24 protein-coding genes are annotated in these 25,572 nt (G+C 61.7%); 5 read left to right on the plus strand and 19 right to left on the minus strand.

The genetic code is table 11. The features are described from left to right. From AB8A23_RS06745 to AB8A23_RS06755, 3 genes are all read right to left on the minus strand, one after another. Entirely contained in the window at window positions 1-327 is a 327-nt protein-coding gene (locus tag AB8A23_RS06745) for a hypothetical protein (protein ID WP_089263487.1), read from the minus strand. 7 nt (window positions 328-334) lie between these two features. After that, window positions 335-1,003: an MBL fold metallo-hydrolase gene (locus tag AB8A23_RS06750; protein WP_175369176.1), complete on the minus strand. Its 669-nt coding sequence runs from the start codon at window positions 1,001-1,003 to the stop codon at window positions 335-337. A gap of 247 nt (window positions 1,004-1,250) precedes the next feature. Continuing rightward, window positions 1,251-2,375, minus strand: a complete 1,125-nt coding sequence (locus AB8A23_RS06755) for a vWA domain-containing protein (protein WP_439060086.1) — start codon at window positions 2,373-2,375, stop codon at window positions 1,251-1,253. A gap of 145 nt (window positions 2,376-2,520) precedes the next feature. On the opposite strand from AB8A23_RS06755, the gene AB8A23_RS06760 reads away from it, so the two are divergent. Further along, the gene (locus AB8A23_RS06760) at window positions 2,521-3,015 is read left to right on the plus strand and encodes an MmcB family DNA repair protein (RefSeq protein ID WP_439060085.1); all 495 of its coding nucleotides are present in this window, start codon (window positions 2,521-2,523) and stop codon (window positions 3,013-3,015) included. 14 nt (window positions 3,016-3,029) lie between these two features. Here the strand turns inward: AB8A23_RS06760 and AB8A23_RS06765 are convergent, their stop codons facing one another. Beyond that, on the minus strand, window positions 3,030-3,584 hold the full coding sequence (locus tag AB8A23_RS06765; RefSeq protein WP_089263491.1) for an ActR/PrrA/RegA family redox response regulator transcription factor: 555 nt from the start codon (window positions 3,582-3,584) through the stop codon (window positions 3,030-3,032). Window positions 3,585-3,798: 214 nt separating this feature from the next. On the opposite strand from AB8A23_RS06765, the gene AB8A23_RS06770 reads away from it, so the two are divergent. Then, complete coding sequence (locus AB8A23_RS06770; RefSeq protein WP_439060084.1) at window positions 3,799-5,064, plus strand: MFS transporter; 1,266 nt, start codon at window positions 3,799-3,801, stop codon at window positions 5,062-5,064. 94 nt (window positions 5,065-5,158) lie between these two features. Here AB8A23_RS06770 and AB8A23_RS06775 read toward each other — a convergent pair whose 3' ends face one another. After that, a complete protein-coding gene (locus AB8A23_RS06775; protein WP_439060083.1) occupies window positions 5,159-5,656 on the minus strand; it encodes a VOC family protein in 498 nt (165 codons plus the stop codon). A 138-nt stretch (window positions 5,657-5,794) separates the two neighbouring features. Continuing rightward, window positions 5,795-6,340, minus strand: a complete 546-nt coding sequence (locus tag AB8A23_RS06780) for a carboxymuconolactone decarboxylase family protein (RefSeq protein ID WP_093757618.1) — start codon at window positions 6,338-6,340, stop codon at window positions 5,795-5,797. A gap of 172 nt (window positions 6,341-6,512) precedes the next feature. Between AB8A23_RS06780 and AB8A23_RS06785 the strand changes: the two genes are divergently transcribed. Both AB8A23_RS06785 and AB8A23_RS06790 read left to right on the plus strand, forming a co-directional pair. Further along, window positions 6,513-7,697, plus strand: a complete 1,185-nt coding sequence (locus AB8A23_RS06785) for an acyl-CoA dehydrogenase family protein (RefSeq protein WP_439060082.1) — start codon at window positions 6,513-6,515, stop codon at window positions 7,695-7,697. A gap of 163 nt (window positions 7,698-7,860) precedes the next feature. After that, on the plus strand, window positions 7,861-8,997 hold the full coding sequence (locus tag AB8A23_RS06790; protein ID WP_439060081.1) for an acyl-CoA dehydrogenase family protein: 1,137 nt from the start codon (window positions 7,861-7,863) through the stop codon (window positions 8,995-8,997). A 265-nt stretch (window positions 8,998-9,262) separates the two neighbouring features. Here AB8A23_RS06790 and AB8A23_RS06795 read toward each other — a convergent pair whose 3' ends face one another. From AB8A23_RS06795 to AB8A23_RS06835, 9 genes are all read right to left on the minus strand, one after another. After that, complete coding sequence (locus tag AB8A23_RS06795) at window positions 9,263-10,303, minus strand: amino acid ABC transporter substrate-binding protein (RefSeq protein WP_086936948.1); 1,041 nt, start codon at window positions 10,301-10,303, stop codon at window positions 9,263-9,265. 82 nt (window positions 10,304-10,385) lie between these two features. Beyond that, on the minus strand, window positions 10,386-10,988 hold the full coding sequence (locus AB8A23_RS06800; protein WP_089263709.1) for a L,D-transpeptidase: 603 nt from the start codon (window positions 10,986-10,988) through the stop codon (window positions 10,386-10,388). A 155-nt stretch (window positions 10,989-11,143) separates the two neighbouring features. Further along, window positions 11,144-11,293 (minus strand): DUF2474 domain-containing protein, encoded by a 150-nt coding sequence (locus AB8A23_RS06805; protein ID WP_120287497.1) that lies wholly within the window; start codon window positions 11,291-11,293, stop codon window positions 11,144-11,146. Then, the gene (gene cydB / locus AB8A23_RS06810; RefSeq protein WP_089263497.1) at window positions 11,293-12,294 is read right to left on the minus strand and encodes a cytochrome d ubiquinol oxidase subunit II; all 1,002 of its coding nucleotides are present in this window, start codon (window positions 12,292-12,294) and stop codon (window positions 11,293-11,295) included. The genes AB8A23_RS06805 and cydB overlap by 1 nt, the downstream gene beginning before the upstream one ends. Next, window positions 12,291-13,700 (minus strand): cytochrome ubiquinol oxidase subunit I, encoded by a 1,410-nt coding sequence (locus tag AB8A23_RS06815; protein ID WP_439060080.1) that lies wholly within the window; start codon window positions 13,698-13,700, stop codon window positions 12,291-12,293. The genes cydB and AB8A23_RS06815 overlap by 4 nt, the downstream gene beginning before the upstream one ends. 344 nt (window positions 13,701-14,044) lie before the next feature. Next, entirely contained in the window at window positions 14,045-14,656 is a 612-nt protein-coding gene (locus AB8A23_RS06820; protein ID WP_093757615.1) for a sigma-70 family RNA polymerase sigma factor, read from the minus strand. A 194-nt stretch (window positions 14,657-14,850) separates the two neighbouring features. Beyond that, window positions 14,851-15,588, minus strand: coding sequence for a response regulator (locus tag AB8A23_RS06825; protein WP_184512339.1), 738 nt, complete (start codon window positions 15,586-15,588; stop codon window positions 14,851-14,853). Then, complete coding sequence (locus tag AB8A23_RS06830; RefSeq protein ID WP_439060079.1) at window positions 15,585-17,333, minus strand: ATP-binding response regulator; 1,749 nt, start codon at window positions 17,331-17,333, stop codon at window positions 15,585-15,587. Before AB8A23_RS06830 ends, AB8A23_RS06825 begins: the two co-directional genes overlap by 4 nt. Beyond that, entirely contained in the window at window positions 17,303-19,330 is a 2,028-nt protein-coding gene (locus tag AB8A23_RS06835) for a sensor histidine kinase (protein WP_231081267.1), read from the minus strand. The genes AB8A23_RS06830 and AB8A23_RS06835 overlap by 31 nt, the downstream gene beginning before the upstream one ends. A gap of 419 nt (window positions 19,331-19,749) precedes the next feature. Here AB8A23_RS06835 and ugpB point away from each other — a divergent pair, with 419 nt between their 5' ends. Beyond that, window positions 19,750-21,072 carry a sn-glycerol-3-phosphate ABC transporter substrate-binding protein UgpB gene (gene ugpB / locus AB8A23_RS06840; protein WP_439060078.1) on the plus strand — a complete coding sequence of 441 codons (1,323 nt, stop codon included), beginning with the start codon at window positions 19,750-19,752 and terminating at the stop codon, window positions 21,070-21,072. Window positions 21,073-21,112: 40 nt separating this feature from the next. Here ugpB and AB8A23_RS06845 read toward each other — a convergent pair whose 3' ends face one another. The 4 genes from AB8A23_RS06845 to AB8A23_RS06860 all read right to left on the minus strand — a co-directional run bounded on the left by AB8A23_RS06845 (window position 21,113) and on the right by AB8A23_RS06860 (window position 25,387). Further along, entirely contained in the window at window positions 21,113-21,964 is an 852-nt protein-coding gene (locus tag AB8A23_RS06845) for an energy transducer TonB family protein (RefSeq protein WP_439060077.1), read from the minus strand. Beyond that, window positions 21,961-22,398, minus strand: a complete 438-nt coding sequence (exbD, locus tag AB8A23_RS06850) for a TonB system transport protein ExbD (protein WP_089263503.1) — start codon at window positions 22,396-22,398, stop codon at window positions 21,961-21,963. Before exbD ends, AB8A23_RS06845 begins: the two co-directional genes overlap by 4 nt. A 3-nt stretch (window positions 22,399-22,401) precedes the next feature. After that, window positions 22,402-23,187: a tonB-system energizer ExbB gene (exbB, locus tag AB8A23_RS06855; protein ID WP_120287491.1), complete on the minus strand. Its 786-nt coding sequence runs from the start codon at window positions 23,185-23,187 to the stop codon at window positions 22,402-22,404. A 130-nt stretch (window positions 23,188-23,317) separates the two neighbouring features. Further along, window positions 23,318-25,387, minus strand: coding sequence for a TonB-dependent receptor (locus AB8A23_RS06860; protein ID WP_439060076.1), 2,070 nt, complete (start codon window positions 25,385-25,387; stop codon window positions 23,318-23,320). Between the last annotated feature and the right edge of the window lie 185 nt (window positions 25,388-25,572).

Raw genomic sequence — 25,572 nt, forward strand, 5'->3', positions numbered from 1 at the left:
CTAGATGACTTCGTAGGCGAAAAACAGGATGATTACCGTGATCGCGACGAGACCTCCCAGAAAGCACTGATCGGCAATCGACTCGCAGCGCTCGCTGAGTTGGCGGTTTTGCGACTTCCGCATCGACGTGTAGGACGCGACCGCGCTGGCGAGAAAGAACAGCGAGGCGATGGCCGAATATTCATCGACCCGGCTGGGGCCGATCTGCGGCTCCATGATCTTGACCAGTCCGATCAGCGTCGCGCAGACGCCGATCATCGTCCCGGAGCTCGGCAGGATGTGCTTGGAAAGCGCTCCTTGCTCCCCGGAAGCCCTGTCGTCGCTCATGGCGGGATTATGCCTGGCCGGTGAGGAACGGGTTGGTCATGCGCTCTTGGCCGATGCTGGAGCCGGGGCCATGACCGCAGATGAACCCGACATCGTCGCCGAGCGGCAGCAGTTTCGTCGTAATCGAATTGATCAATGTCTCATGGCTGCCGCCGGGGAAATCGGTCCGCCCGATGGAGCCTGCGAATAGCACGTCGCCGACATGGGCGAATTTCATCGCCTTGCTGTAATACACGACGCTGCCGGGCGAATGACCGGGGCAGTGCAATACGTCGAAGGTCAGACCGCCGACGCTGACGGTGTCGCCTTCATTGAGCCAGCGGTCAGGCATGAAGTTGCGGGTGCCCGTCATGCCGTATTTCGCGCCGCTGTCCTCGACATGTTCGAGCAGGAACGTATCGGCGACATGCGGGCCGATGATTTCGACCTTCAGCGTTTCGCGCAGTTCGTCGGCACCGCCGACATGGTCGATATGGCCATGGGTGAGCCAAATCTGTTCGACCTTGACATTGGCCTTGGCAATGGCGTCCAGGATCAGCGGTACGTCGCCGCCGGGATCGATCACCACGGCCTGCCGCGTGGTCTCATCCCACAGCAACATGCAGTTCTGCTGAAACAGGGTCACCGGAATGATGGTGCCGCCGGCCTGGGCTTTATGTTCGGTTTCATCTGTCATCGCGCCACAATGCTGATTTTTGCGGGCGAGAAAAGAGGAATTTGGGCGGTTTCTTCTTCCCCTCTCCCCGGGGGCGCAGCGCAGCCGCGACTGGTGGGAGAGGGTGGATCGAACTGCGAAGCAGTTCGAGACGGGAGAGGGGGCGCTCGCTCAAGGCCCTCTCCCGCCTTCGCTTCGCTCAGGCACCCTCTCGCACGGCGCGCAGCTTCGCTGCGCTGGGAGAGAGGGGAGGAAGGACGACCGCGTTCTACTTCTTCAACTGCACCTTCAGCGTCGCCTCCACCTCGCGGTCGAAGGACGACGCCTTGGCCGGCGCCTTGTCGCGCTGGGTCATGAGGTATGCATCGCGCTTGGCCACCAGCGCGGTCAGCTTGTCGTTCAGCGCCTTGCGATCTTTCATTTGCTTGCCGAGTTCATCGGCGCGCTGCTGTGGCGACAATTTGCGAATGGCCTCAGGCAATTCATCTTCCTTCACGCTGTCGAGTTTCTGCTTGCCGGCGGACACGTCGCTGACGAGGTCGCCGCCGCCGGTGACGGCTTCCGACGACACTTTCGCGCGCTTGTTGATGTAGCTTGCCATATCCGTTGCCGAGGCGGGCGCCGCCGCTGCGACTTCCGAGAGCTGTCGTGTCTTGTTCTCGGTGTGCTTCTGCAGTGCGCGGGGGCCGTAAGGGATCACCGTCTTGTTGATGTCGTTCTGCAGGATGATGATCTCTTCGTCATAGGGCGTCTCGATGATGACGATCTGGCCGCCATCCTGCGGGATTGCGATGAAACGGCCGTCGCCGCGCTGGGCAACGTCGCGCCAGACCTTCTCCGTATCGCGGGCGGCGCCTGCGAGAACAGCGTTGACGATGATGTCCTTCTGCTTCGCGACTTCGAGCGTGGTCGTGTATTTCGTGTCCTGCTGATAATCCATATGCGGCGGTGCGTCGCCGACCAGGAAGACGATGCGTCTGACATCGTTGCCCTTGGTCCATTGCAGCTTGTTGACGGCGACATCGAGCGCCTCGTTGACGCTTTCCGGCCAGTCGCCGCCACCCTTCGCCCGGACCTGCAGCAGGTTGCCATAGAGATCCTGGATGTCGGTGGTGAGGTCGAAGGTCTTGGTCACGTAGTCGTCGCCGATGTCGCGATAAGCGACGAGACCCATACGGATGTCGGCGTCGGGATTGCTGTCGAGGATCGTGGTTGCGATCGACCAGATCTTGCGCTTGGCGCCTTCGATCAGCCCGCTCATGGAACCGGTTGTGTCGAGCACGAAGGCGACTTCGACGGTCGGCTTGGCCTGCGCGGAACCGGCGAAAATCGCTTGCGGCAAAGTTGCGGCAGCCGCGAGCAGAACGACGCGACCGAGATGGGCTAAGCTCATGAGATGTCTCCGTAATCCGGGCTGCAGCGATTTTCGGCGCACGTCGTCGCTTGCGGAAAACTTGCGTCCGGCTTGCGGCAAGCGTGCGGCAGACCGGCGGGAGACGTGATGGGCGGCCCCGCCGAAATCGGCTAAGTTTGTCGCCATGGAATCGAATGCCGTTCACACCCCCGCGCTGATTTTCGATCGCCGCCAGTCGGAGACGGCGTTGGCCATTGCGCGCGGAACCACAAGGCTGCTGCGGTCGCTGGGATTCTCATGCGTCAGCGAACTATCATTGCCGTCCGGACGGCGGGCGGACCTGGTCGCGCTGAACGAGCGCGGCGATATTTGGATCGTCGAGATCAAATCGTCATTGGAGGATCTGCGGGCGGATCAGAAATGGCCCGAGTATCGGGCGCATTGCGACCGGCTGTTCTTTGCCTTTACGCAGGATCTGCCATGCGAGATCTTTCCCGGTGATACCGGTTTGATCGTGGCGGATGCCTATGGGGCACATGTCCATTGCGATGCGCCGGAGCATCGTCTGCCGGCGCCGACGCGCAAGGGCATGATGCTGCGCTTTGCTATGACCGCGGCGCACAGACTGAACAGGCTGCACGACCCTCAAGGTCATGCAGCCCTGCCGAACGAAATCTAGCTTTTAAAGAAGGCTCAGCGCGGCGCGCGCTTGGCGAGAATGCGCTGCAGCGTACGGCGATGCATGTTCAGACGACGTGCGGTCTCTGAGACGTTGCGATTGCACATTTCATAGATGCGCTGGATGTGTTCCCAGCGCACGCGGTCGGCCGACATCGGGTTGTTCGGCAGTTCGGACTTGTCATTGTCGATCGCAAGCAGCGCTGCAACGACGTCGTCGGCATCGGCCGGCTTCGACAGATAGTCGACAGCACCCATCTTCACCGCCGTCACGGCGGTGGCGATGTTGCCATAGCCGGTGAGCACGATGGCGCGCGCATCGGGACGCTGTTGCTTCAGCGCTGACACGACATCGAGGCCGTTGCCGTCACCGAGACGAAGATCGACTACGGCAAAAGCGGGCGCTGATTTGCTGATCTGGGCGAGACCTTCGGAAACGGAGTCGCAGGACGTGACCGTGAAGCCGCGTGTTTCCATCGCACGCGAAAGACGCTCCAGAAACGGCTTGTCGTCCTCCACGATCAGGAGCGAGCGGTCGGTCTGTTCAGTCACTTCGGCGAGCGCATTCACGGTTCAAAATCCTCCATATCCAATACGATACCATATGGCGCTGCCGAATGCAGCTGCCAAGGGTGTGAAGATTTGAATGGCTTGATTGTGAAGTTAATCCAAAAGCGTTTTGGCCCGTAAAACGGGTGGTTAATTCTAATCACGGTGGTACATCAGCGCGGCGTGTTGTCGCAGAGCAGCATGATGGACGAAACGTAATGAAAGTAGATCCGGAATGGACGCGACTCCGACTGGGCCGAAGAAGCCCGAGGTAAATGACGAGACATCGGCTCGTTACGACGGCTGGCGTATCGTCGGTGTTTGTTTCCTGCTCGCGACATTCGGCTGGGCGCTCGGCTTCTATGGCCAGAGCGTCTATCTCGCGGAACTTCAGCGCGTGCATGGCTGGCCGGCCTCGACCATCGCAACGGCCACCACGTTTTTCTATCTCGTCGGCGCGTTGCTCGTCGCATTCGTGAGTGAAGCAATGCGTGCGCTCGGGCCGCGCAACTGTTTGCTGGCCGGCGTCGGCGTGATGGCGTTTGCCACCATCCTGCTCGGACAGATCACGTCGCCCTGGCAGCTCTATGCGGTGAATGTGCTGCTCGCATTCGGGTGGGCCGGCACCAGTCTCGGCGCCATCACCAACACGCTTGGTCTGTGGTTCGACAAGAAGCGCGGTATGGCCATCAGCCTTGCGCTGAATGGCGCGAGTTTCGGCGGCATCGTCGGCGTGCCTCTGATGGTGACGGCGAGCAATGCCTTCGGCTTTGGCGGCGCGACTATCGCAGCAGCGATCGCGATGCTTGTGCTGCTCGTCCCGGTGATCATCATCTTCGTCGGCCATCCGCCGCATCGTGCGGCGAGCGCTGCGCAAGGCGGTGTTGCCGTTACGGCCAGCGCGCCATCGTCGACACGCATTCGCGCGGAGGCGATGCGCGACGTGGCGTTCCTGACGCTCACCATTGCTTTTGCGTTCGGATTGTTTGCGCAGGTCGGCTTCATCGTGCACCTGATCTCGTTTCTCGATCCGGTGATCGGCCGCGAGCGCGCGGCAGCCGCGGTATCACTGCTGACGCTGATGGCGGTGGTTGGCCGCGTGCTGTTCTCGACAGTGATCGACCGGCTCAATCAGCGACTGGCATCGGCGCTGTCGTTTCTCAGCCAGGCGACGGCGCTTGCGATCATCATCAATTCGCGCAATGAGGCGCTGGTGTTCTTTGCCTGCGCGTTGTTCGGCTTTTCGGTTGGAAATCTGATCACGCTGCCGGCGCTGATCGTGCAGCGCGAATTTGCCGCCCGCTCGTTCGGGGTGCTGGTTAGCCTGATCACGGCGGCGACGCAGGTCACTTACGCTTTCGGTCCGGGCATCGTCGGCTGGCTGCGCGATTTTTCTGGCAGTTACGCCGTGCCGTTTTATGTCTGCATGGCGTTGCAGGTGGCCGCAGCAGTATTGATCATGGTGCGGGGGCGGAAGAGCAAAGCTCTAACTTCATGGTGAGGAGGCGCGTAGCGCCGTCTCGAACCATGAGCTGCTTGGCACATCCTTCGAGACGCCGCGCGAAGGGCGCGGCTCCTCAGGATGAGGACTGAGTTTATGTCTGCCGCTGCTTCAGCAGCTCCTCAACATCCAGCCGCCTGGTAAACATCGCAATCCCGCCATCGCCATTCCGTGGCCAGTCTGCCTCCGGGCGATCCCAATAGAGCTCGACGCCATTCTGGTCGGGGTCGCGCAGATACAGCGCTTCGCTGACGCCGTGGTCGCTGGCGCCGTCAAGCTGTATGCCGGCCGAGAGTACGCGGTGCAGCGCGTCGGCCAATGCGGCGCGGGTGGGATACAGGATCGCGGTATGGAAAAGACCTGTGGTGCCGGGCGCCGGCGGCTGGCCGCCTTTGCTCTCCCAGGTGTTAAGGCCGATGTGGTGATGGTAATCGCCGGCGGCGATGAAGACAGCCTGATCGCCATAGCGTTGCTTGACCTGAAAGCCGAGGACGTCGCGGTAAAAGCCGAGCGCGCGATCAAGATCGGCAACCTTCAGGTGAACATGCCCGATCCGTGTGCCTGCGGGGATCGGTAGGGTTTGGTCGGGCATGGGAAACTCCTGAGGGGTATGGCGCTCAGCACGATCTAGTCACGCGATCGCAGGATCGGTAGAGCGTCTTCGCGAAACCCATCGTTTCCAGGAATTGGATTGATGGGTCTCGCGGCGCTTTACCCATAGGGGCATCGCCTACGCAAGTTCCGAGACCAGCCCGTCCGGCAGGCCGAACTCGTAGGTGTTCAGCGTCATCGAGACCATGGTGTAGTAGCCGCACAGGCCGATGATCTCGACGAGGCCCTGGGCGCCCAGCGTCTCGGTGGCTTCGTCATAGAGCGGCTTGGACAGGCCCTGCGCCTCGTGCAGCGACTTGGCGACGTCATAGATCACCCGCGCCTTCTTCTCGCTGAAGGTCGGCGTGCGGCGGTTCTTGATGTCTTCGATGATGGCGGGATCGAGGCCGCCGTCGAGCGCCATCTTCTTGTGCGCATACCATTCGAAATGCGCGGTCCAGTGCCGCGCGGTGACGAGGATCGCCAGCTCGGCATGCGCGGGTGTCAGCGTGGTGTCGTAGCGCAGAAACGCGCCGAGGCGGGTCGCGTGCCGGGCCATGTTCGGGCTGGCGAGCCAGGCCATCATCGGCTCCGGCGGGCGTCCGCGCTTGCTGGCGATCGACTCGTCATAGATGGACTTCTGGTCGGGAGACATTTCGCCAGGCGAAAGCCACTTGAGACGCATGTTGTTTCCTCGTGTGTTTTTGCTCGTTGTTCTCTGGCGATACACCGGAATGGCGAGCCTGACTACTTCCGCTTTGCAGCAGGCCATTGAATTCCACGAAGTGGCGAGTAAGCTTCGCCCAACAACATTGCGGATGCTCGGCATCCCGCGCACAAAATGGATGGAAACGCTGATGTCGGATCTCGATCAATTTCGCAGCGAGACGCGCGCCTGGCTTGAGGCCAATTGCCCGCCGGAGATGCGGAGGCCGATGAGTTCGGATGAGGATACATTCTGGGGCGGTCGCAATGCGAAGTACTCATCCGAGCCGCAGCGTCTCTGGTTCGAACGGATGCGCGACAAGGGCTGGACCGTGCCGCATTGGCCAAAGGAATATGGCGGCGGCGGCCTCGACGGCGAACAGACGAAGATCCTGCGCCAGGAAATGGCTGCGATCTCCGCCCGTCTGCCGCTGGTGTCGTTCGGCATTTCCATGCTCGGGCCGGCGCTGCTGAAATATGGCACCGACGCGCAGAAGCAGGAGCATCTGCCGAAGATCGCCGCAGGCCTGATCCGTTGGTGCCAGGGCTATTCCGAACCGAATGCCGGCTCCGATCTGGCCTCGTTGCAAACGCGCGCCGAGAGCGACGGCGATGACTATCTCATCACCGGTCAGAAGATCTGGACGTCTTACGCGAACTATGCCGACTGGATCTTCTGCCTGGTGCGCACCGACGCGTCCGGCAAGAAGCATGACGGCATCAGCTTCATCCTGTTCGACATGGCGTCGAAGGGTGTCTCGACCAAGCCGATCCTTTTGATCTCTGGCAAGTCGCCCTTCTGCGAAACTTTCTTCGATAGCGTCCGCGTGCCGAAGTCGCATGTGCTCGGCACTGTCGATCGCGGCTGGGACGTGGCGAAATACCTGCTGCAGCACGAGCGTGCGATGATCTCTGGCATGGGCGAGCGCGGTGCTGGCCGGCCGCTTGGCCAGGTCGCTGCCGACTCCATCGGGGCGGACGAACAGGGCCGCCTCGACGATGCGATGCTGCGCGGGCAAATCGCAAGTTTCGAAGTCGATGAGGCCGCATTGGCCTGTGCGGCAGAGCGCGCGGTCGATCTGGCGAAAGCCGGTCAGGCGCATCCGGCGTTTTCGTCGGCGATGAAATATTACGGCACCGAACTCAACAAGCGCCGCCATGAAATCCTGATGTCATCGGGCGGCATCGATGCGCTGGAATGGGAAAGCCAGCGCTCGCATGAAGGCGCACGTCCGCGTGCGTGGCTGCGCACCAAGGCGAATTCGATCGAAGGCGGCACCAGCGAAGTGATGCTGGGGATTGTTGCCAAACGCATTCTGGATTTGCCGGGGGCGTGAATTTCACTCTGCCCTCATCCTGAGGAGTGGCCGAAGGCCGCGTCTCGAAGGATGGTGGTGCACTCCATCTCATGGTTCGAGACGGCGCTTCGCGCCTCCTCACCATGAGGACTGAGCTAGGATCAATTTGGTCGCCAGACCGCCTCATCATCGGATCACACCCATGCCTCTCCTCCTCAACGAAGAACAGACCATGCTGCGCGACAGTGCCCGCGGCTTTATCGGCGACAAGGCGCCGGTCAGTCATTTCCGGCAGCTGCGTGATGCCAAGGATGCGACCGGGTTCTCGCGCGACTACTGGCGTGCGTTTTCCGAGATGGGATTTGCCGGATTGCTGGTGCCGGAAGCGTTCGGCGGCAGCGGGCTCGGCGCCGTCGAAGCCGGCGTCGTGATGGAAGAGATTGGCCGCACACTGATGCCGTCGCCATTCTTCTCCACGGCTGTGCTGGGCGTCTCGGCGCTGAATCGGGGCAGCGACGCCCAGAAGTCGGAATATCTGACAAAGATCGCCAATGGTGCGCTGCTGGCGGCGCTGGCCATCGACGAAGGCGCGAAGCATCGCCCGCTGCAGACGGCGATGAAGGCCGCGCGCTCCGGCAATGGCTTCAAGCTGAACGGCGCGAAGGCCTTTGTCGTCGATGGCCACACCGCCGATCTCCTGATCGTCGCGGCGCGCAGTGCAGGTGCGCCGGGTGAGCGCGAGGGCCTCACGCTGTTTCTGGTCGATCCGAAGGCCAAGGGTATCGCGCTCGAGCGCACCGCGATGGTGGATTCGCACAATGCAGCGCGGATCACGTTCGACAATGTCGAGGTTACCGCCGACAGCGTGCTCGGCGATGTCGATCAGGGCGGCGCATTGCTGGACAGCGTGCTGAATATCGGCCGCGGCGCCGTCGCGGCGGAGATGGTTGGCCTGTCAGACGAAGTGTTCGGCCGCACCGTGACCTATCTCAAGGAGCGCAAGCAATTCGGCAAACTGATCGGTGAATTCCAGGCGCTGCAGCATCGCGCCGCGCATCTCTATACCGAGATCGAGGTGACCCGTGCGGCGGTGCTGAAGGCGCTGCAGCTGATCGACGACGGCGCGCCGACGGCGCCGGCCGCTATTGCCGTCGCCAAGGCCAAGGCCGGCACCACGGCGACGCTGGCCGTGCAGGAAGGCGTGCAGATGCATGGCGGCATGGGCATGACCGATCAGTTCGACATCGGCTTCTTCATGAAGCGAGCGCGGGTCTGCCAGGAATTGCTGGGGGACAGCAATTATCACGCGGACCAACTGGCGCGGCTGAAGAATTATTGAGGCGGGCGCTCTTAACCTCTCCCCGCGCTTTGCGGGGAGAGGTCGCCGCGTCTTCGCGGCGGGTGAGGGGCATGGCAGGCGCGCGCCTCATCGGCAGTTCATCGGATCGCTCCGATGATGGGCGCCGAAGCTTCCCGTGGAATTCTTTGCTTAGAGAGTGAGAGATTGGCGCTGGCCCTGTGCCATGCCCCTCACCCGCCCCGGCGTCGCTGTGCTCTGCCGGGTCGACCTCTCCCCGCGCAAGATGCGGGGAGAGGTTAAGTACCTACCTGATCGGCGGGGCGTACTGAATGCCGCCGGCGCTCCAGATCTGGTTCAACCCGCGCGGAATCTTCAGCTTCGAGCCTTCGCCGATATTGCGGTCATAGACTTCGCCGTAATTGCCGACATGGCGGATGATGCGGGCAGCCCAGTCCTTGGAGAGGCTGAGGTCTTCGCCATAGGCGCCTTCGGTGCCGACCAGACGCATCACGTCGGGCTTCTTGGACTTCAGGGCTTCGTCGATGTTCTTCGAGGTGATGCCAAGCTCCTCGGCATTGATCATGGCGTAGAGCGTCCACTTCACGATCATCATCCAGTCGTCGTCACGCTGGCGCACCACGGGGGCCAGCGGCTCCTTGGAGATGACGTCGGGCAGGATCAGGTGATCGTCGGGCTTGCTCATGGTCAGGCGCAGCGCATAGAGCTGCGAGGCATCCGCCGTGAAGGTGTCGCACTGGCCGGAATTATAGGCCTTCAGGACTTCGTCCAGCTTTGGAAACTTCACTTCGGTATATTTGATGTTGTTGCTGCGGAAGTAGTCCGCGAGGTTCAGCACCGTCGTGGTGCCGTCCTGGACGCAGACCTTGCTGCCATCGAGTTCCAATGCGGAATCGATCTTGCGGGACTTCGGCACCATGAAGCCCTGGCCGTCATAATAGGATACGGCGGGGAAATAGAGATCGTAATTGGTTTCGCGCGACATGCTCCAGGTGGAATTGCGCGACAGGATATCGACCTTGCGGCTCTGCAGCTCCTTGAAGCGATCCGACGCGTCGAGCGGAACGAAGGTCACCTTCTTTGGATCGTTGAAGATCGCAGCGGCAACGGCGCGGCAGAAGTCGACATCGAAGCCGGTCCAGGTGCCCTGCGCATCCGGCGACGAGAAGCCGGGCAGGCCGGTATTGACGCCGCAGAGTACTGCGTCGCGTTTGACGGTGCGCTTCAGCGTCTTGGTGTCGTAGCGCTCATAGGTGATCGCAGCCGCAGCCACTGCAGTGGCAACCACCAGGCCGATGGCCAGCCCGGTCGTGAAAGTCCGCTTCATCCCCATGCGACGTCCGCCCCGTATTCAGAGAAAAATATGTCAGAGAAAAACTGGATCGAAGAGCTGTGCGGCGAGGCGCAGATCAGATTTCAGGCTTCTGCCGTACGATGACCTTGGTGCCCACCGGGATCCTCTCATAGAGGTCGGCGACATCGGCATTGACCAGCCGGAAGCAGCCGGACGATACGGCGGTGCCGATGGTGTCGGGCCGGTTGGTGCCGTGGATGCGATAGACGGTGGCGCCGAGATAGAGCGCGCGGGCGCCGAGCGGATTGCCGGGGCCGCCGGCCATAAAGCGCGGCAGATAGGGCTGACGCGCGATCATTTCCGGCGGCGGCGTCCAGTCCGGCCATTCCGCCTTGCGCGAGATTTTCAAGAGGCCCTGCCACTGGAAGCCGTCGCGGCCGACGCCGATGCCGTAACGCAGCGCGCGACCATTGCCCTGCACCACATAGAGATGGCGCTCTGAGGTCGCGATGATGATGGTGCCCGGTGCCTCGGTGGTGCGGTACAGCACCATCTGCTTCTGGAATTCCGGTTCAAGCTGAACGGAGTCGTCGGCAATCAGCCCGGGCTCGTCGCCGACATCCGGGCGCGGTTGCTGGGCGAGGCCTTGCGTGATCGACAACATCAGGCTGGCTGCGGCGACGAGCTGAAAGCCAAGCAGGCGGCGGATGTTGATCATCGCAGGTATCTCCGGTTTCGCGTCCGATATTCTGTATCATCCCAGCCAAATCACGGGAACCATGAAATCAGCGGGCGACGGTCCGCGCGCGGACGTCGTGAGTCGCCGGCATATTTGCCGTCCGCGGGTGACGATTTGATTAAAGGTCACCGCGTCTATTTCGGTGCGATCCACAGTCGCAGCACGTAGCTGACGAGGGTCACACTGGCGACGCCGCCCAGCCACAGCGCAACAAACCACAACAGGCGCTGCATCAGCGGGCGCTTGTCTGAAGGGACGGGCTTTTGCTGCGACGCAGGTGTCATCAGTGATAGCCCGCGCCAGCGCGAACCTTGCCGCGAAACACATAATAGGCCCAGGCGGTGTAACCGAGGATGATGGGAACCAGCACGGCGACGCCGTAGCTCATGAAATGCAGGCTATTGTCGGGCGACGCGGCCTGCCAGATGGTGATGCTGCGCGGCACGATATAGGGCCACATGCTGATGCCCAATCCGGCATAGGACAATGCGAACAGCGCCAGCGACAGGAAGAACGGCCGGTAATCCTGTTTGGCCGCGAGGCTTCGCATCAAGAGCGCCGTGATGGCTGCAACTGCAATCGGCACCGGCGCCGTCAGGATGATGTTGGGCCAGGCGAACCAGCGCCGCGCATATTCGGCATCCAGAAATGGCGTCGCGATGCTGACGAGACCGATGGCGGCGAGCATAGCAAATAGCAGCCACCAACTCAGCCGATAGGCCTGATCGCGCAACGCGCCTTCGGTCTTCAGCACCAGCCAAGTGGCCCCGAGCAGGCCGTAGCCGGCCATCAGTGCGAGTCCGGTCAGGACGCTGAACGGTGTCAGCCAGTCCCACCAGCCGCCGCCATAGTGGCGACCGTTGACGACGATGCCTTGCAGGATCGCGCCGAGCGCCACGCCCTGCGCGAGCGTGGCCATCAGCGAGCCGCCGGCAAAGGCGATGTCCCACAGATTGCGCTCGCGCGTGGTGCGCCAGCGGAATTCGAAGGCGACGCCGCGAAACACCAGCCCCAGCAGCATCACGATCATCGGCGTATAGAGCGCCGGCATCAGCACCGCATAGGCCAGCGGAAACGCCGCCATCAGCCCTCCGCCGCCGAGCACCAGCCAGGTCTCGTTGCCGTCCCAGACCGGGGCGACCGAGTTCATCATGACGTCACGGTCTTCCTTCTTCGGGAAGAGTGGAAACAGCATGCCGAGGCCGAGATCGAAGCCGTCCATCACGACATAGACGAAGACGGCAAAGGCGATGATGAAGGCCCAGACGACCGCGATATCGATCATGACGCGCGCCCCGATGCGGTTGCGCCTACGGCCGGGGTAATGCCCGCCGCGCGACTCGGGACGTTGCCGGCCGGGCCTTGCTCATCATGATGCGGTGGCGCGGCCATGAGCCGGAGCAGATAGATCGTGCCCGCGGCGAACACCAGGAAATAGACGATGGCGAAAGCGATCAGCGACGACGCAACGGCCGGCGCCGCCAGCGGCGAGACCGAGTCGCTGGTCCGCAGCAGGCCGAACACCGTAAACGGCTGCCGCCCGGTTTCGGTGGTGACCCAGCCGGCCAGCACGGCGATGAAGCCGGCCGGTCCCATCGCTAGCGCAAAGCTGTGAAGCAAACGCGACTCATAGAACTTGCCGCGGAAGCGCATGAAGAGGCTCAGCAGTCCCAGCCCCAGCATCAGAAAGCCGATGCCGACCATGATGCGGAACGACCAGAAGGTCACCGGCACCGGCGGCCAGTTTTCGCGCGGAACAGTATCGAGCCCGGCCATCGGCGCATTGAGGTCATGCTTCAGGATCAGCGATCCGAGCTTGGGTATCTCGATGGCGTAGTTCACTTTGCCTTCGGCCTGGCTCGGGAGACCGAACAGGATCAGCGGTGCGCCATGGGGATGGCTCTCGAAATGGCCTTCCATGGCCATGATCTTGGTTGGCTGGTGCTCGAGCGTGTTGAGGCCGTGCTGATCGCCGGCAAGAATCTGCAGCGGCGCGACCAGTGTCGCCATCCACATCGCCATGGAAAACATCACGCGCGGGCCGGGCAGGCGCGTATCCTTGAGCAGATGCCAGGCGCCGACCGCGCCGACCACGAAAGCCGTGGTGAGATAGGCCGCCAGCACCATATGCACGAGACGATACGGGAAGGACGGATTGAAAATCACCTTCCACCAGTCGGCCGCAACGAATTGGCCGGCAGCGTTGATAGTGTAGCCGGCCGGCGTCTGCATCCAGGAATTCGCCGAGAGAATCCAGAAGGCCGAAAACAGCGTGCCGATCGCGACCATCAGCGTGGCGAAGAAATGTAGTCTGGGTCCGACGCGTTGAAGCCCGAACAGCATGACGCCGAGAAAGCCCGCTTCGAGGAAGAAGGCGGTGAGGACTTCATAGGCCATCAGCGGGCCGATGATCGGTCCTGCCTTGTCGGAGAAGGCCGACCAGTTGGTGCCGAACTGGTAGGACATCACGATGCCCGAGACCACGCCCATACCGAAGGCCACGGCGAAGATCTTGAGCCAGTAATTGAACAGGTTGAGGAAGACGTCGCGCCCGGTCCACAACCAGAGCGCTTCGAGCACGGCGAGATAGCTCGCTAGCCCGATGGAGAACGCGGGAAAGATGATGTGAAATGACATCGTGAACGCAAATTGCGCTCGGGCTAGTATGACAGGGTCAAAGCCTTCGAACATCTGCATCCGTCCATGTGTAGTCTGGACGTGTTCTATCATGCAGAGCGCGCGGGCGAAACTGCGCGAGGTCTTTGTTAGTTGGCCGCCCGGATTCGGCAACGTCTTGAAAAGGCTGTCCATCTGCCCACATTGGCGTTCGCCGTTGGACTCGTAGACAATTTGTCCAATTTTGTCAGATGTATTGCGCAGGTCGGTGCGGAAGTTCGTGCGTCCGCCGACGATGACAAAGCCGTAGCTCCAAACAGAATACGACCCGGAAGGGGGCATCCCGTCCGGGTCGCTGGAGGTGGGGAGGTTTACGCGAACTGACGTCTGGAACGTTGGAGCAAAAGGAACGCGGCAGATTACGCTGCGATACTGTCGATGCCGGCGGTCTTCAGGAGATCGGCGAGCTGCTTGCGGGCGTAGAACATCCGGGTCTTCACCGTCGACGCGGGGATACCGATCAGGCCGGCGACCTCTTCCACTGACTTCTCATGATAGTAGACGAGGTTGACGATCTCGCGATGCGCCGGCGACAGCTTGGCGACACAGGCGCGAAGAATGGCGCTGGTGCGGCTGCGATCGAGCGACGCCTCAGGTGTATCGGCTTGGTCGGCGATTTCCATGACATCGTCCTGGTCGATGTCTTCATATTTACGCTGGCGTAGCGCGGTCAGTGCCTTGAAGCGTGCGATCGACAACAGCCATGTGGAGACCTGCGAGCGGCCTTCGAACTGGCTGGCGGTCCGCCACACGTCGAGGAATACCTGACTGACCAGATCTTCCGCCGCCGACGTGTCACGCAGCATGCGGAGAACGAAGCGATAGACCCGCACATTGTGCCGGGCATAAAGCGTGTGCATCGCTGTGCGGTCGCCGCTGGCGATATTCTCCAGCAGCATCTCATCCGAGGTGGCGCGGGCCGTAATGATACCCTGCTGACCGGCGGCATTGAGGGCGATGACGTTCTGCATGACTAACTCCCGTAAGAGACCGCGTTGCGGCTTCGTTGGGAGGATTGTTAAGGAGCCCCGGTTTCAGGGCGTCTGCTTCAAAAGCGGAAAATGGTTTCATGGAACCGGAGAATTGTTTCATCGCAGGGTTTGCGACGAAACATTCAGAGGTGAAATGCGTGTAAATTGAATGAGATAGATTCCAAAAGGGGTGCTCAGGCCTTGTCGCCCACCGGGGAGAACAAATAGCCCCCGCCGCGAATTGTACGGATCACGGCGGGTTTCGTCGGATCGGGCTCGATCTTGCGGCGGATTCGCATGATCCGTAGGTCAACCGCCCGGTCGAAAGCCTCTGCATCGCGGGCATTGGCCAGTTCGAGCAGCCGTTCGCGCGAGAGCACGCGCTTCGGATTCGCGGCGAATACCTTGAGCAGGCCAAATTCAGAGGCTGTCAGCGGATGTTCGTTGCCCTCATCATCGCGCAGGGCCTGCGCTTCCAGATCGAGCCATTTCGTGCCGAAGCGCACGAGATGATCCTTGCTCTCCTTGGCAGGCGTTGCGTCTGTTGCTGCGCCCTTCACCGGCGTGCTTCGGCGCAAGACCGAGCGGATGCGCGCCATCAATTCGCGGAGTTCGCAGGGCTTGGCGATGTAATCGTCGGCACCGAGTTCGAGGCCGACGACACGGTCGATCGGGCTCGCGGTGGCAGTGAGCATGATCACCGGCACATTGATGCGGCTCTTGAGGTCGCGGATGATCGAGAGCCCGTCTTCCTCGGGCATGTTGAGGTCGAGCACCACGAGATCCGGCACCTTGGTCTCGATCTCGCTGCGCAGGCTCTTGCCGCCGTCGCACAGGGTCACGGCAAAGCCGTGCATCTTGAGATAGTCGCCCACCATCTCGCGGGCGGGTGCTTCGTCGTCGACGATGACGATATGCGGGCTCTGGCTCATGACAGGCCCTCACTGGTGGCTGGCAGCAGGATGGTGAAGGTGGCGCCCTGGCCGGGGCTATGTGCATTCACCTCGCCGCCATGCATGTCGATGATGCGTTTGACGATCGACAGGCCGAGGCCGGTTGAACTTTCACCACCGGTCGGCTTGGCTGAAAGCCGCTGGAAACGACCAAACAGGCGGTCGAGATCCTCCGGCGACAGGCCGGGACCTTCGTCGCTGATGCTGATGCGGACATAATCGGCATCGCCTGTGATGAGCAGCGCGATCTTGCCGCCGATCGGGCTGTATTTGATGGCGTTGCTGACGAGATTGTCGATCGCTTCGCGCATCCGGTCGGCATCGCACATGGTGAGATCGTGGTGGTCCGGCGCCGAGACGGAGAGGTCCTGCTGCTTGTTCACCGCAGACGGCCGGTTCGCTTCAGCGACGTCCCGGACCAGCGTCGCCAGATCGACCGGCTCACGGCGGATGGTGATATCGAAGGCGTCCGCCATGGCGTCGGAGATCAGGTGATCGACCATCGAGGTCAGTCGCTTGGTGGCGTCACGAATGTGATCGACCTGCGCGGAGATGTTTTCCTTCGGCGATCCCGCGGATATCAGCTCGGTCAGCATCTCGGTGCGGCCGAGGATCACGCCGAGTGGATTCTTCAGGTCATGGGCGACGGTACCCAGAATCTCGTTCTTGAAGCCGTTGGCGCGCTGCAGCCGCAGCCACTGCGCGGAAAGCCGGCGATTGGCCTGCATCAGGGCGCGGGTACGCTGCGCCACGCGGTCTTCCAACTGCGTATTGGCCTCGTGCAGTTGCTGATAGAGGATCACGTTGTCGAAGGCGATCGACAGCCGGCTGCCGAAGATCTCAACCAGCGAACGATCGGTCTCCGACAATTGCCGCTCCGCCTGCAGCAGCACGACAACCTCACGGCCGCTGCCGGTGCGAATATAGAGCGCTGTCCGATGGTCGGCGAAGTCATGCTTGCGGCGCTTGAAGGCATCTTCGACCATCTGGCGCAGGTCCGGATCGAGCGACTGCGAGGTGGCGGTACCCATGAAGCGGCTGTAACAGCCTGATCCGGCGAGGACGGCATAGTCGTCGCCGACAACGCCGCCATCGCGCAGCACCAGAATGCCGGCGCAATCCACATTCAGCAGCGAGGCGATCTGCGTCAGCACGCCTTCGGCAAGCCGCTGCATCGACTTGAAATCATAGAGCGTCGAGGCGGCGTCGATGATGATTTCGAGGCCGCGCCGTGTCTGCACCATGCGTTCGAGTTGCTGATAGCTGCGCAGCGCGGCCGTCAGCGAGGTGAACAGCTTGTCGGCGGTCAGTTCGGTCTTCGCCTTGTAATCGTTGATGTCGTAGTCGACGATGACCCGGCGCTCCGGCGCCTGACCGGGCTGGCCGGTGCGCAGGATGATACGAACGGTTTCGTTGTGCAGTTCGTTGCGGATGAACTCGACCAGTTCGAGGCCGGCCGCGTCGGTCTCCATGATGACGTCGAGCAGCACGGCCGCGATATCCGTATGCTCGCGCATTAGGGCCTGGCCTTCGGCAGCGGAATAGGCCGACAGGATTTCCAGCGACTGGCCGTTCAGGGTGTAATCGCTCAGCGCGAAGCGCGTGCCCTCATGCACGGCCTGGTCATCGTCGATGACCGCGATCTTCCATTTTCGGTTATTGGATTCTTCCGGGACATCACCGGAGTCTTCAATCAGGTAGAGGACATCGTCCTGGTCGGCCATTGCGTAGTCCCGTCAAATGATCCGGCGGCGCCAGTGGCGGCCCGCGGCATGATAATGCGAAATGTCGTGCCTTGTCCCAGTCTTGACTCCAGCATCATCCGGCCACCCAGCTGTTGGGTCACCAGATTGTACACGATGTGGAGGCCAAGGCCGGTGCCGCCTTCGTTGCGGCGCGTGGTGAAAAACGGGTCGAAAGCCTGTCGCTGGACGTCCGGGCTCATGCCGGCGCCGTTGTCAGAGAAGCTGATCTCGATGTCGTCGGTGCCGCGCGGCTTGGCGGTGATAGCGATGGCGCCCGGTTTGCCGTCCGGAAATGCGTGATTGGCCGCATTCAGGAACAGATTGGTCAGGATCTGGCCGTAGGACCCGGGATAGCCATCGATCATCAGCCCGTCCGGCACGTCGACCGTCAGTGTGATCGGAGCCTTTTTCAGGACGGGGCGCAGGCTGGCGATGATCTGATCGGTGGCCTCGGAGAGGCTGAATTGCCGCCGTTCGGCGTGGGACCGATCGACGGCGACCTGTTTGAAGGACTGAATAAGCTCGCCGGCGCGATGCAGGTTGGCGACCAGTTGCTGCGCCGCATCGCGTGATGTCTTGACGAATTCTTCCAATTGCGAGCGCCGCAGCGGGGCATTGGAGCGCAGTTCGGCCTCGAACATTTCGGAGCGCCGCGCGAAGCTTGAAGCCACGGTGAGGCTGATGCCGATCGGATTATTGACCTCGTGGGCCACGCCGGCGACCAGACCGCCAAGGGCGGCCAGCCGTTCGGCGTCGATCAAATTCTGCTGTGCGGCATTTAGTTCGAGCAAGGCGCTTTCGGCTTTCTCTTTCGATGCACGCAGCTCGTTCTCGGCTTCGCGCTTGGCGACGGCGTTCTCACGGAACACCTCGACGGCGCGGGCCATGGCGCCAACCTCGTCCTTGGCGGCCGTGCCCTGGACCTTGCGATCATAGTCGCCCGAGGTGATCGCCCGCATCGAGGCCATGATCTGCTGCAGCGGCAGGCGAATGCTCAGCGCGATGATGATGCCTGCGGTGATGATCAGCCCAAGAAAGGCCGCCGCGATGACCATGACATTGCGGGAGATCGCCGTCAGCGTACGGTCGAAAGTGGCCTGCGCGGACTGCTCGCGCTGGCGCATCTTGACGGACAGGCCATCGATCGCAGCAATCGTGTCGGCCTGGCTGGCATCGATCGAATTGCGCAGCAGGTCCGTGCGGCTGGAGAGCTGTTCGGACAGTTTTGCGAGCCCTTGGCGGAGTGCAACTGAGCGTCCCTTGAGCCGCTGCAGCGCAATACGCTGCAGATCATTGTCGGCGAGGTCGGTCATGACCGGGATAGTACGCTCGATCGTCTCTGTGTTGCGGCGTGCATCCTCGGCCGAGGCGGATGCCAGCGACAGATAATAGGCGTTGGCGGCGACCAGCATCGCGGTGAATGCCTCACGCGACTTGCCGAGTGCCGGCCAGATCAGCGCGTCACGCTGGCCGGTGGCGCCCTCGATGATGGAGTACAGTCCCGCCATGTCCTTGGCAGGCCCGAGCACCTGTTCCTCATAAGTCTTGGCAATGGTTGTCTGAAGCGTCCGTAATTCACCGAAGCCGCTGAGGAAGCGCTCGGTGACACGCTCCAGCTCGGCAACCGAGCCGGACAGCATGGGGTCGGTGGAGGCACGGGTGTTCAGTGTCCCGAGCACAGCCTCGCGCAATAGCAGGATTTCGGCGAACAGTTCGGGGCTGGGCTGATTGATATAGCGATGGATCAGGTTCTGCAGCCGGCCGGTCTCGCTCTCGAGCAGGGCGAGAACCTGATCGGACTGCCGGACCTGGCGCACATCGTCCCAGGCGGAGGACAGCACCCGCGAGCCGCTCCAGATCAATCCCGCCAGGACGAGGACGACCGCCGAGTTCAGGGCTGCGATGGACAAAATGCGCCAGCGGATCGGAATCGCACGGACAGCCGCGACGAGGCCGGTCCGGCCTCGCGCCGCCAGCTCGTCCTGTCCTTCAGAAACTCCGTTGTGCGGGCTCGTCACCACAGGTGTGTCATTCGGCCTTGCGAAAGGTTCAATCGGTGAGACAGCCGTGCATCACAACCCGGCAACTCGATCTTTATAGTCTGAAAGAGTTTCGTTGAGGTTGCGAGACAGTTCAATGTAGCAAATACAGGCGGTGCTGGCTATTAACCTGCAACAACTGGTTGAACTGGCGCAGTCCCGATTGAACCGAACGCCGCGAAGTCGCAACAGAGTGCTGCGGCAGATCGTGTCCGGTGAACGCCATCGTGCGGGGCAATTTCGATCAAAACTATAATGGAATCATTATTTTATTGGGCGGCGGAAGCTTTGGCCTCCCAACAAGAATGATTAGCACAGCAGGCCGGCAGCCGACGGCGTTGTAAGGGCAGAATGAAATGAAGTTGAAGGCGGCGCTCGGATATCTCGCGCTCGTGGTGACAGTCAGCCAGACGGCGACGCCCGCACGCGCCACCGACATTCAGTGGTGGCACGCGATGTCCGGAGAACTCGGCCGGCACGTTGAAAAGCTGGCCGCGGATTTCAACGCCACGCAGACGGGCTACCGCATCGTTCCGGTCTACAAGGGCAACTATACCGAGACCGTCACGGCGTCGATCTTTGCCTTCCGGTCCCGGACCCAGCCGGCCATCGTCCAGGTCAACGAAATCGCGACGGCCACCATGATGGCCGCCAAAGGCGCAACCTATCCCGTCTATGAGCTGATGCGCGATCAGGCGGAGGCGTTCAATCCGTCAGCCTATCTGCCAGCCATTACGGGCTACTACACCGACATGGCCGGCAACATGCTGTCCTTCCCATTCAATGCGTCGACGCCGATCCTTTACTACAACAAGGATCTGTTCCGTGCCGCCGGACTCAATCCGGACGAGCCGCCGCGGACCTGGCCGGAACTCGGCGCAGCTGCCAAGCGATTGCGGACGGCAGGCGCGGTTTGCGGCTTCACGATGGCCTGGCCGTCATGGATCAATGTCGAGAACTTCTCGGCATTCCACAACATTCCGGTGGCGACCAAGTCCAACGGCCTTGGTGGATTGGACGCCGTGCTCACCTTCAACAATCCGCTGATGGTGAGGCATATTACGCAACTTGCCGAATGGCAGAAGACCAAGGTCTTCGACTACAGCGGCCGTGCGACAGCGGCTGAGCCACGCTTTCAGAAGAGCGAATGCGGGATTTTTCTGGGCTCGTCAGGCACCCGCGCCGACATTCTCGCCAATGCGAAATTCGAGGTCGGCTATGGCTTGATGCCGTATTGGCCGGATGTCACGGCGGCGCCACAGAATTCGATCATCGGCGGCGCAACGCTCTGGGTGCTGCGCGATCGCCCGCGCGAAGAATATAAGGGCGTCGCGAAGTTCTTTGCGTTTCTTTCGCAGCCTGAAGTGCAGGCGACCTGGCATCAGAAGACGGGTTACCTGCCGATCACACGCGCCGCTTATGAACTCACGCGCCAGCAGGGTTTTTACGACCGCAACCCCGGCACCGTGAAATCCATCGAACAGATCACGCTCAAGGCGCCGACGGAAAATTCGAAGGGATTGCGCCTCGGCTCGTTCACGCTGATCCGCGACGCCATCGAGGATGAGTTGGAACAGGCCTTCAGCGGCAAGAAGCCTGCGCAGGAGGCCCTCGACGCTGCAGCAGAGCGCGGTAACAAACTGCTGCGCCAGTTCGAGCGCGCCAATCCGGTGCAGTGATATCTGCCCGGTCGCGGCGCGTCACGATCTTCGGCTGTTGCTAACGAAGGTCGTATCGCAGTGGAACATTGAACGCCTCTGTACCGCCGGTCTTCTCCGGCGGAAATGCCGGGAATGGCTGCGCGCGACGAACCATGGCGAGCGTTTCGGCATCGAGCGCTTGATTTCCCGACGATCCCAGGAGGCGAGAAGACAGCACGCGACCGCTGCGATCGAGTGTAAAGGCGATCCTGACGACTGCCGTGCCTGACTGACCGGTGCGTGCACTCTGGGGAAATTGCTTGAAGCGTTGCAAGTGTGATTGAACGAGCTGATTGTAAGACGCAGACGCTGCCCTCGAGGCACCGGCCGCTGCAGCCGATGCTGCAGGCGCAACACGTTCTGCGCGCGGTGCCGCAGTGGTCTGCGGCGCTGCTGGCGTATCGTTGGGCTTCTTCTTGATCTCGGCGCGTATTGGCTTCGGCTTGGGCTTTTCCGGCACCGGCTTTGGCGGATCGGGAATGATCTTGGCAGGCTCGGGCGGGGGGGGCGTCGGCTCGGTCTTCTGCTCGGGCGGTGCTTCGACGACCGGCTTCTCCATCAGCGGCGTCGGCGGGATCTGTTCTTCCACCTGCTTCTGCTGAACCGGTTCGGGCGGTGGCTCGGACGGCGATTCCGCTTTCTGCATCTCGGGGCCGGGCGCGATATCCAGTGGTTGCGTTTCAGGCGCGGCGGTGGCCGGCGCCATGTCGATCATGATGGTCGGCATCGTAACGCCCGGCGGGTTCGGTTGATGGTACCACCAGATGCCTGCAGCGATCAGGCCGGCATGGATCGCGACGATAGCGATCGCCGACCCGGTCCAGCGAAGACCGACGCTGTCGGTCGGCGCATGTAGCGCAAAGACGTTCATGGCGCAGAGGTTCGTCCGTCGAGGCCGACCAGCGCGATCTTGAGATAGCCTGCATTGCGCAGCAGGTTCATCACTTCCATCAGATCGCCATAGCTCACGACCTTGTCCGCGCGCAGGAAGATGCGCTCGTCCTTGTTGTTCTTGGTCGCAGCATCTAGCGTGCCGCTCAGCGTATCGCGTGGGATGATGTCTTCGCCGACGGCGATCGTCAGGTCCGGCTTGACGGTGACGAAGACCGGCTTGTCGGGGCGCGGCTGTGGTTCTACGGCGCTTGCCGGCAGATCGACACCGAGATCGACCGTTGCAAGCGGCGCCGCCACCATGAAGATGATCAGCAGAACCAGCATCACGTCGATGAAAGGCGTCACATTGATTTCGTGGTTGACCTCGAGGTCGTCACCGCCGCCTGAGCGTCCACCTAATCTTGCAGCCATGATCTATTCCGCCGCCCGCGAGATCGGCATGCCGCGACGACCGTGATCGCGGCTCATCAGCAGCATGACCTGTGCGGAGGCATCGCCGAGCAGCGCACGGTAAGTCGTGATGTTGCGAACGAGCTGGTTATAGATCACCACGGCCGGAATGGCTGCGACAAGACCGAGTGCTGTCGCGAGCAAGGCTTCTGCGATGCCCGGCGCGACGACGGCGAGGTTGGTGGTCTTGGTTTCCGAAATACCGATGAAGGCGTTCATGATGCCCCAGACGGTTCCGAACAGGCCGACAAAGGGCGCAGTCGCACCGATCGTTGCGACCACGCCGATGCCACGGGAGATCCGGCGCGACATAGCCTGTTCGACGCGCTCAAGGCGGAGCGCAATGCGCTCCTTGAAGCCGTCATCAAACAATCCATGGGAGAGGGCAGTCTCGCGCACTGCCGAATGAATGAGCTGGGCCACAGGATCGCGGGCGTTGGCGCTGTCGCGCTCGACCTGGGCTAGCGTCGTGTCGCTTTCCAGTATGTCGAGCCGCCGTTTGGCAGACCGTGTTTCGCGGTTGAGTTCGATGGTCTTTGCGAGCCAGACCGTCCAGGTCACCAGCGAGGCGATGGCAAGCCCGATCATCACGGCCTTCACCACGATGTCGGCGTTCATGAACATGCCCCATGGGGACAGATTATGCGGAAGCAACGCTTCCGTGGTCGCAGCGACAGCAAACTGCGGAACCGCCGCCGTTCCGCCAACCGCCAGGAATACAGTTGCGATGGGAGACCAGGATCTTGTCATAGGGGCTGCATTCCGTCGGTCGAAGTTTGCAATGGGAGATGATGGCGAAGAATACCTTCGCATGTGAACGATGTCGCCCTCTGGAGGCCGAGTTGAGGCCCAAACTGGAGCGATTCCAAGGTCATTGGGCTCAAAATCTCATACTCGTGAAGAGCCGCACGCCGCGTCCAGGCTGCAACACCTCCGCCTTCTTGAAGGAGATGTGGTTGCGGACCTGCTCGTCGAGCAGATTGTCTCCGGTGACGCCGAAGGTGATGTCGCGCAGGCCGCCGTCGACCTTCGCGAATGTGTGGGTATAGCTCACCTCAGCCTTCAGCAGATTGTAGCCGGCCGTCGAAGTTTCATTGAGCGCAATGTCGTTCTGCGTGAATGCATGCAGGACGCCCAAACGGGCATACCATTCGGCGCTGCGCCACCAGACGCCGCCGCCGACACGCATCGGTGCGATGCGCGGAACATTGCTGCCATCGGCAAAGGTCGCGCGGACCACGTCGAACTGGGTGTCGATCCCGAGCATGCCGTCGCTGAGCGGCGTCACATCGAGTTGTGCCATCAACTCGGCGCCGCGGAAGTTCGCATCTCGCTGACCGTAGGCCACTTGCAGCAGTGGGCCGGTCGCGCCGCAGCTTGCGAAAGTGTCGGTGCAGAAGTTGCCGGTCACCTGCTTGAAGATGAAATCGAGATAGCGCGTGTAGTAGAGACTCGCCTCGAAGCGAAGCTGGCCGCTGCTACGTTTCAGGCCGACTTCGACCGACTCTGCGGTTTCGATTTTCAGATCCGGATTGCCGATGACGAAGGTGCCGGATGCGCCGTCAGAGCCGCGCGAATAAAGCTCGGGCGCGGCAGGCGCGCGCTGCGCACGCTGTACGCTCAGATTGGCAACCATGTCCCAGGGCAGTGATTTCAGCAGTCCGAAGCTGAAGCTCTTCGGGGTGAAATCGCGCGTCGCTGCGGTCTCGGAAAATGTGTCGGGTGGTGGCAGGAAATTGCTGGGGAAGATTGGCGCCATGCCGGATACTGACAGGCTTTCGATACGACCGGCGGCCTGGAATTTGAGTGTGTCCGAGAGCTGCAATTGCTCGAACACGAAGCCTGCGACGGTGTCCGTATTGGTCGGTGCGAGCAAACCGCCGAGCAGACCCGCGGTGGCGAGCTTGCGGTTGCTGGCCTGCACGCCCCAGCTTCCGGTCAATGCGCCGAGCGGCGTTGCGACCGCGGCGTGGTCCAGTTCGAAGCGGCCTTCGATTTCCTTGTTGGTGATGGTGTTCTGCAGACCATCGACGCCGTTGCTGCCGATGCCGAGCTCGCCATGCTTGTAGTCGCTGACGCCGAACGTATAGCGGATCGCTGCGATGCCGTCGGTTGGCGCGCGCCATTCGCCCTTGCTGGTCACCTTGGTCTGTTCGAGATCGATGCGAGTCCGCGACGCGGATTCGGCGATGCCGGGGATATGATACAGGCTGGTGATGTGCTGGATCGCGGTGCCGATATAGCCGCCATCGAAGATGTAGGAGCCGCCGACCGACTGGCCTTCCGAGCGCAGCCTTGTATTGGCCTGCACGCCGCCGCCGGGAATTCTATAATCGCCGGCGCTGCGGCCGAAGGCATCGACGTGAATGGCGACATTGTTGCCTGACGCATCGATGCTGGCCGCACCGTCGATGCTGCTATCCACCGAGGAGCCGCTACCCTTGATGCGCGCGCTGAAATTGTCCGGCACGAGATTTTCCGGAATACGATTGTTGCTGGCGTTGACGACGCCGCCGATGGCTTGATTGCCATAGCGCAGCGTTGCGGGACCGCGGATCACCTCGATCTTGTCGGCGGAGAGCGGGTCCACCGGGACCTGATGGTCCTGGCTGAAATCCGAGGCGTCCTGGCTGCCGATGCCGTTCTCCTGAATGCGAACGCGATAGTCGTCGAGGCCGCGGATATTCGGCCTGCTCGCGCCCGGCGCAAAGGTCGATGCGGCAACGCCCGGCTGGGTGGCCAGCAGGTCGGCGATGGAGGCGGAGGTCGTGCGCTGCAGGGCGTCACCCGTGAGCAGAGTGGTGGACTGGAAGCCGTCTGCTTCCTTCTGCCGCTCGGCACTGACCACGATTTCCGACAGCGTTTGCCCCTCCTGGGCCTTCGCCTCTCCAATCCAGATTGATGAGAGGCACGCTGCTCCCGTGATCGACGCCCACAACCTCAAACTCACGCCATTCCCCAAGGTTACTGATCTGATGCGAATGCTAATGCGAACTATTCGCAATAAGGAGGCGGAAGCCGTTTATGTCAAGCCGGAATCGGGCGAGTAATGACCGGGCAAGTACGCGGGGCGGTCTAAATTTTATGCATATCAATATCTTTGTATGCAACGTGATTGAGTCTCTGGCGATGCTG

Source organism: Tardiphaga sp. 619_E2_N8_4, from assembly GCF_051810905.1.
Classification (GTDB): Bacteria; Pseudomonadota; Alphaproteobacteria; order Rhizobiales; family Xanthobacteraceae; genus Tardiphaga; species Tardiphaga robiniae.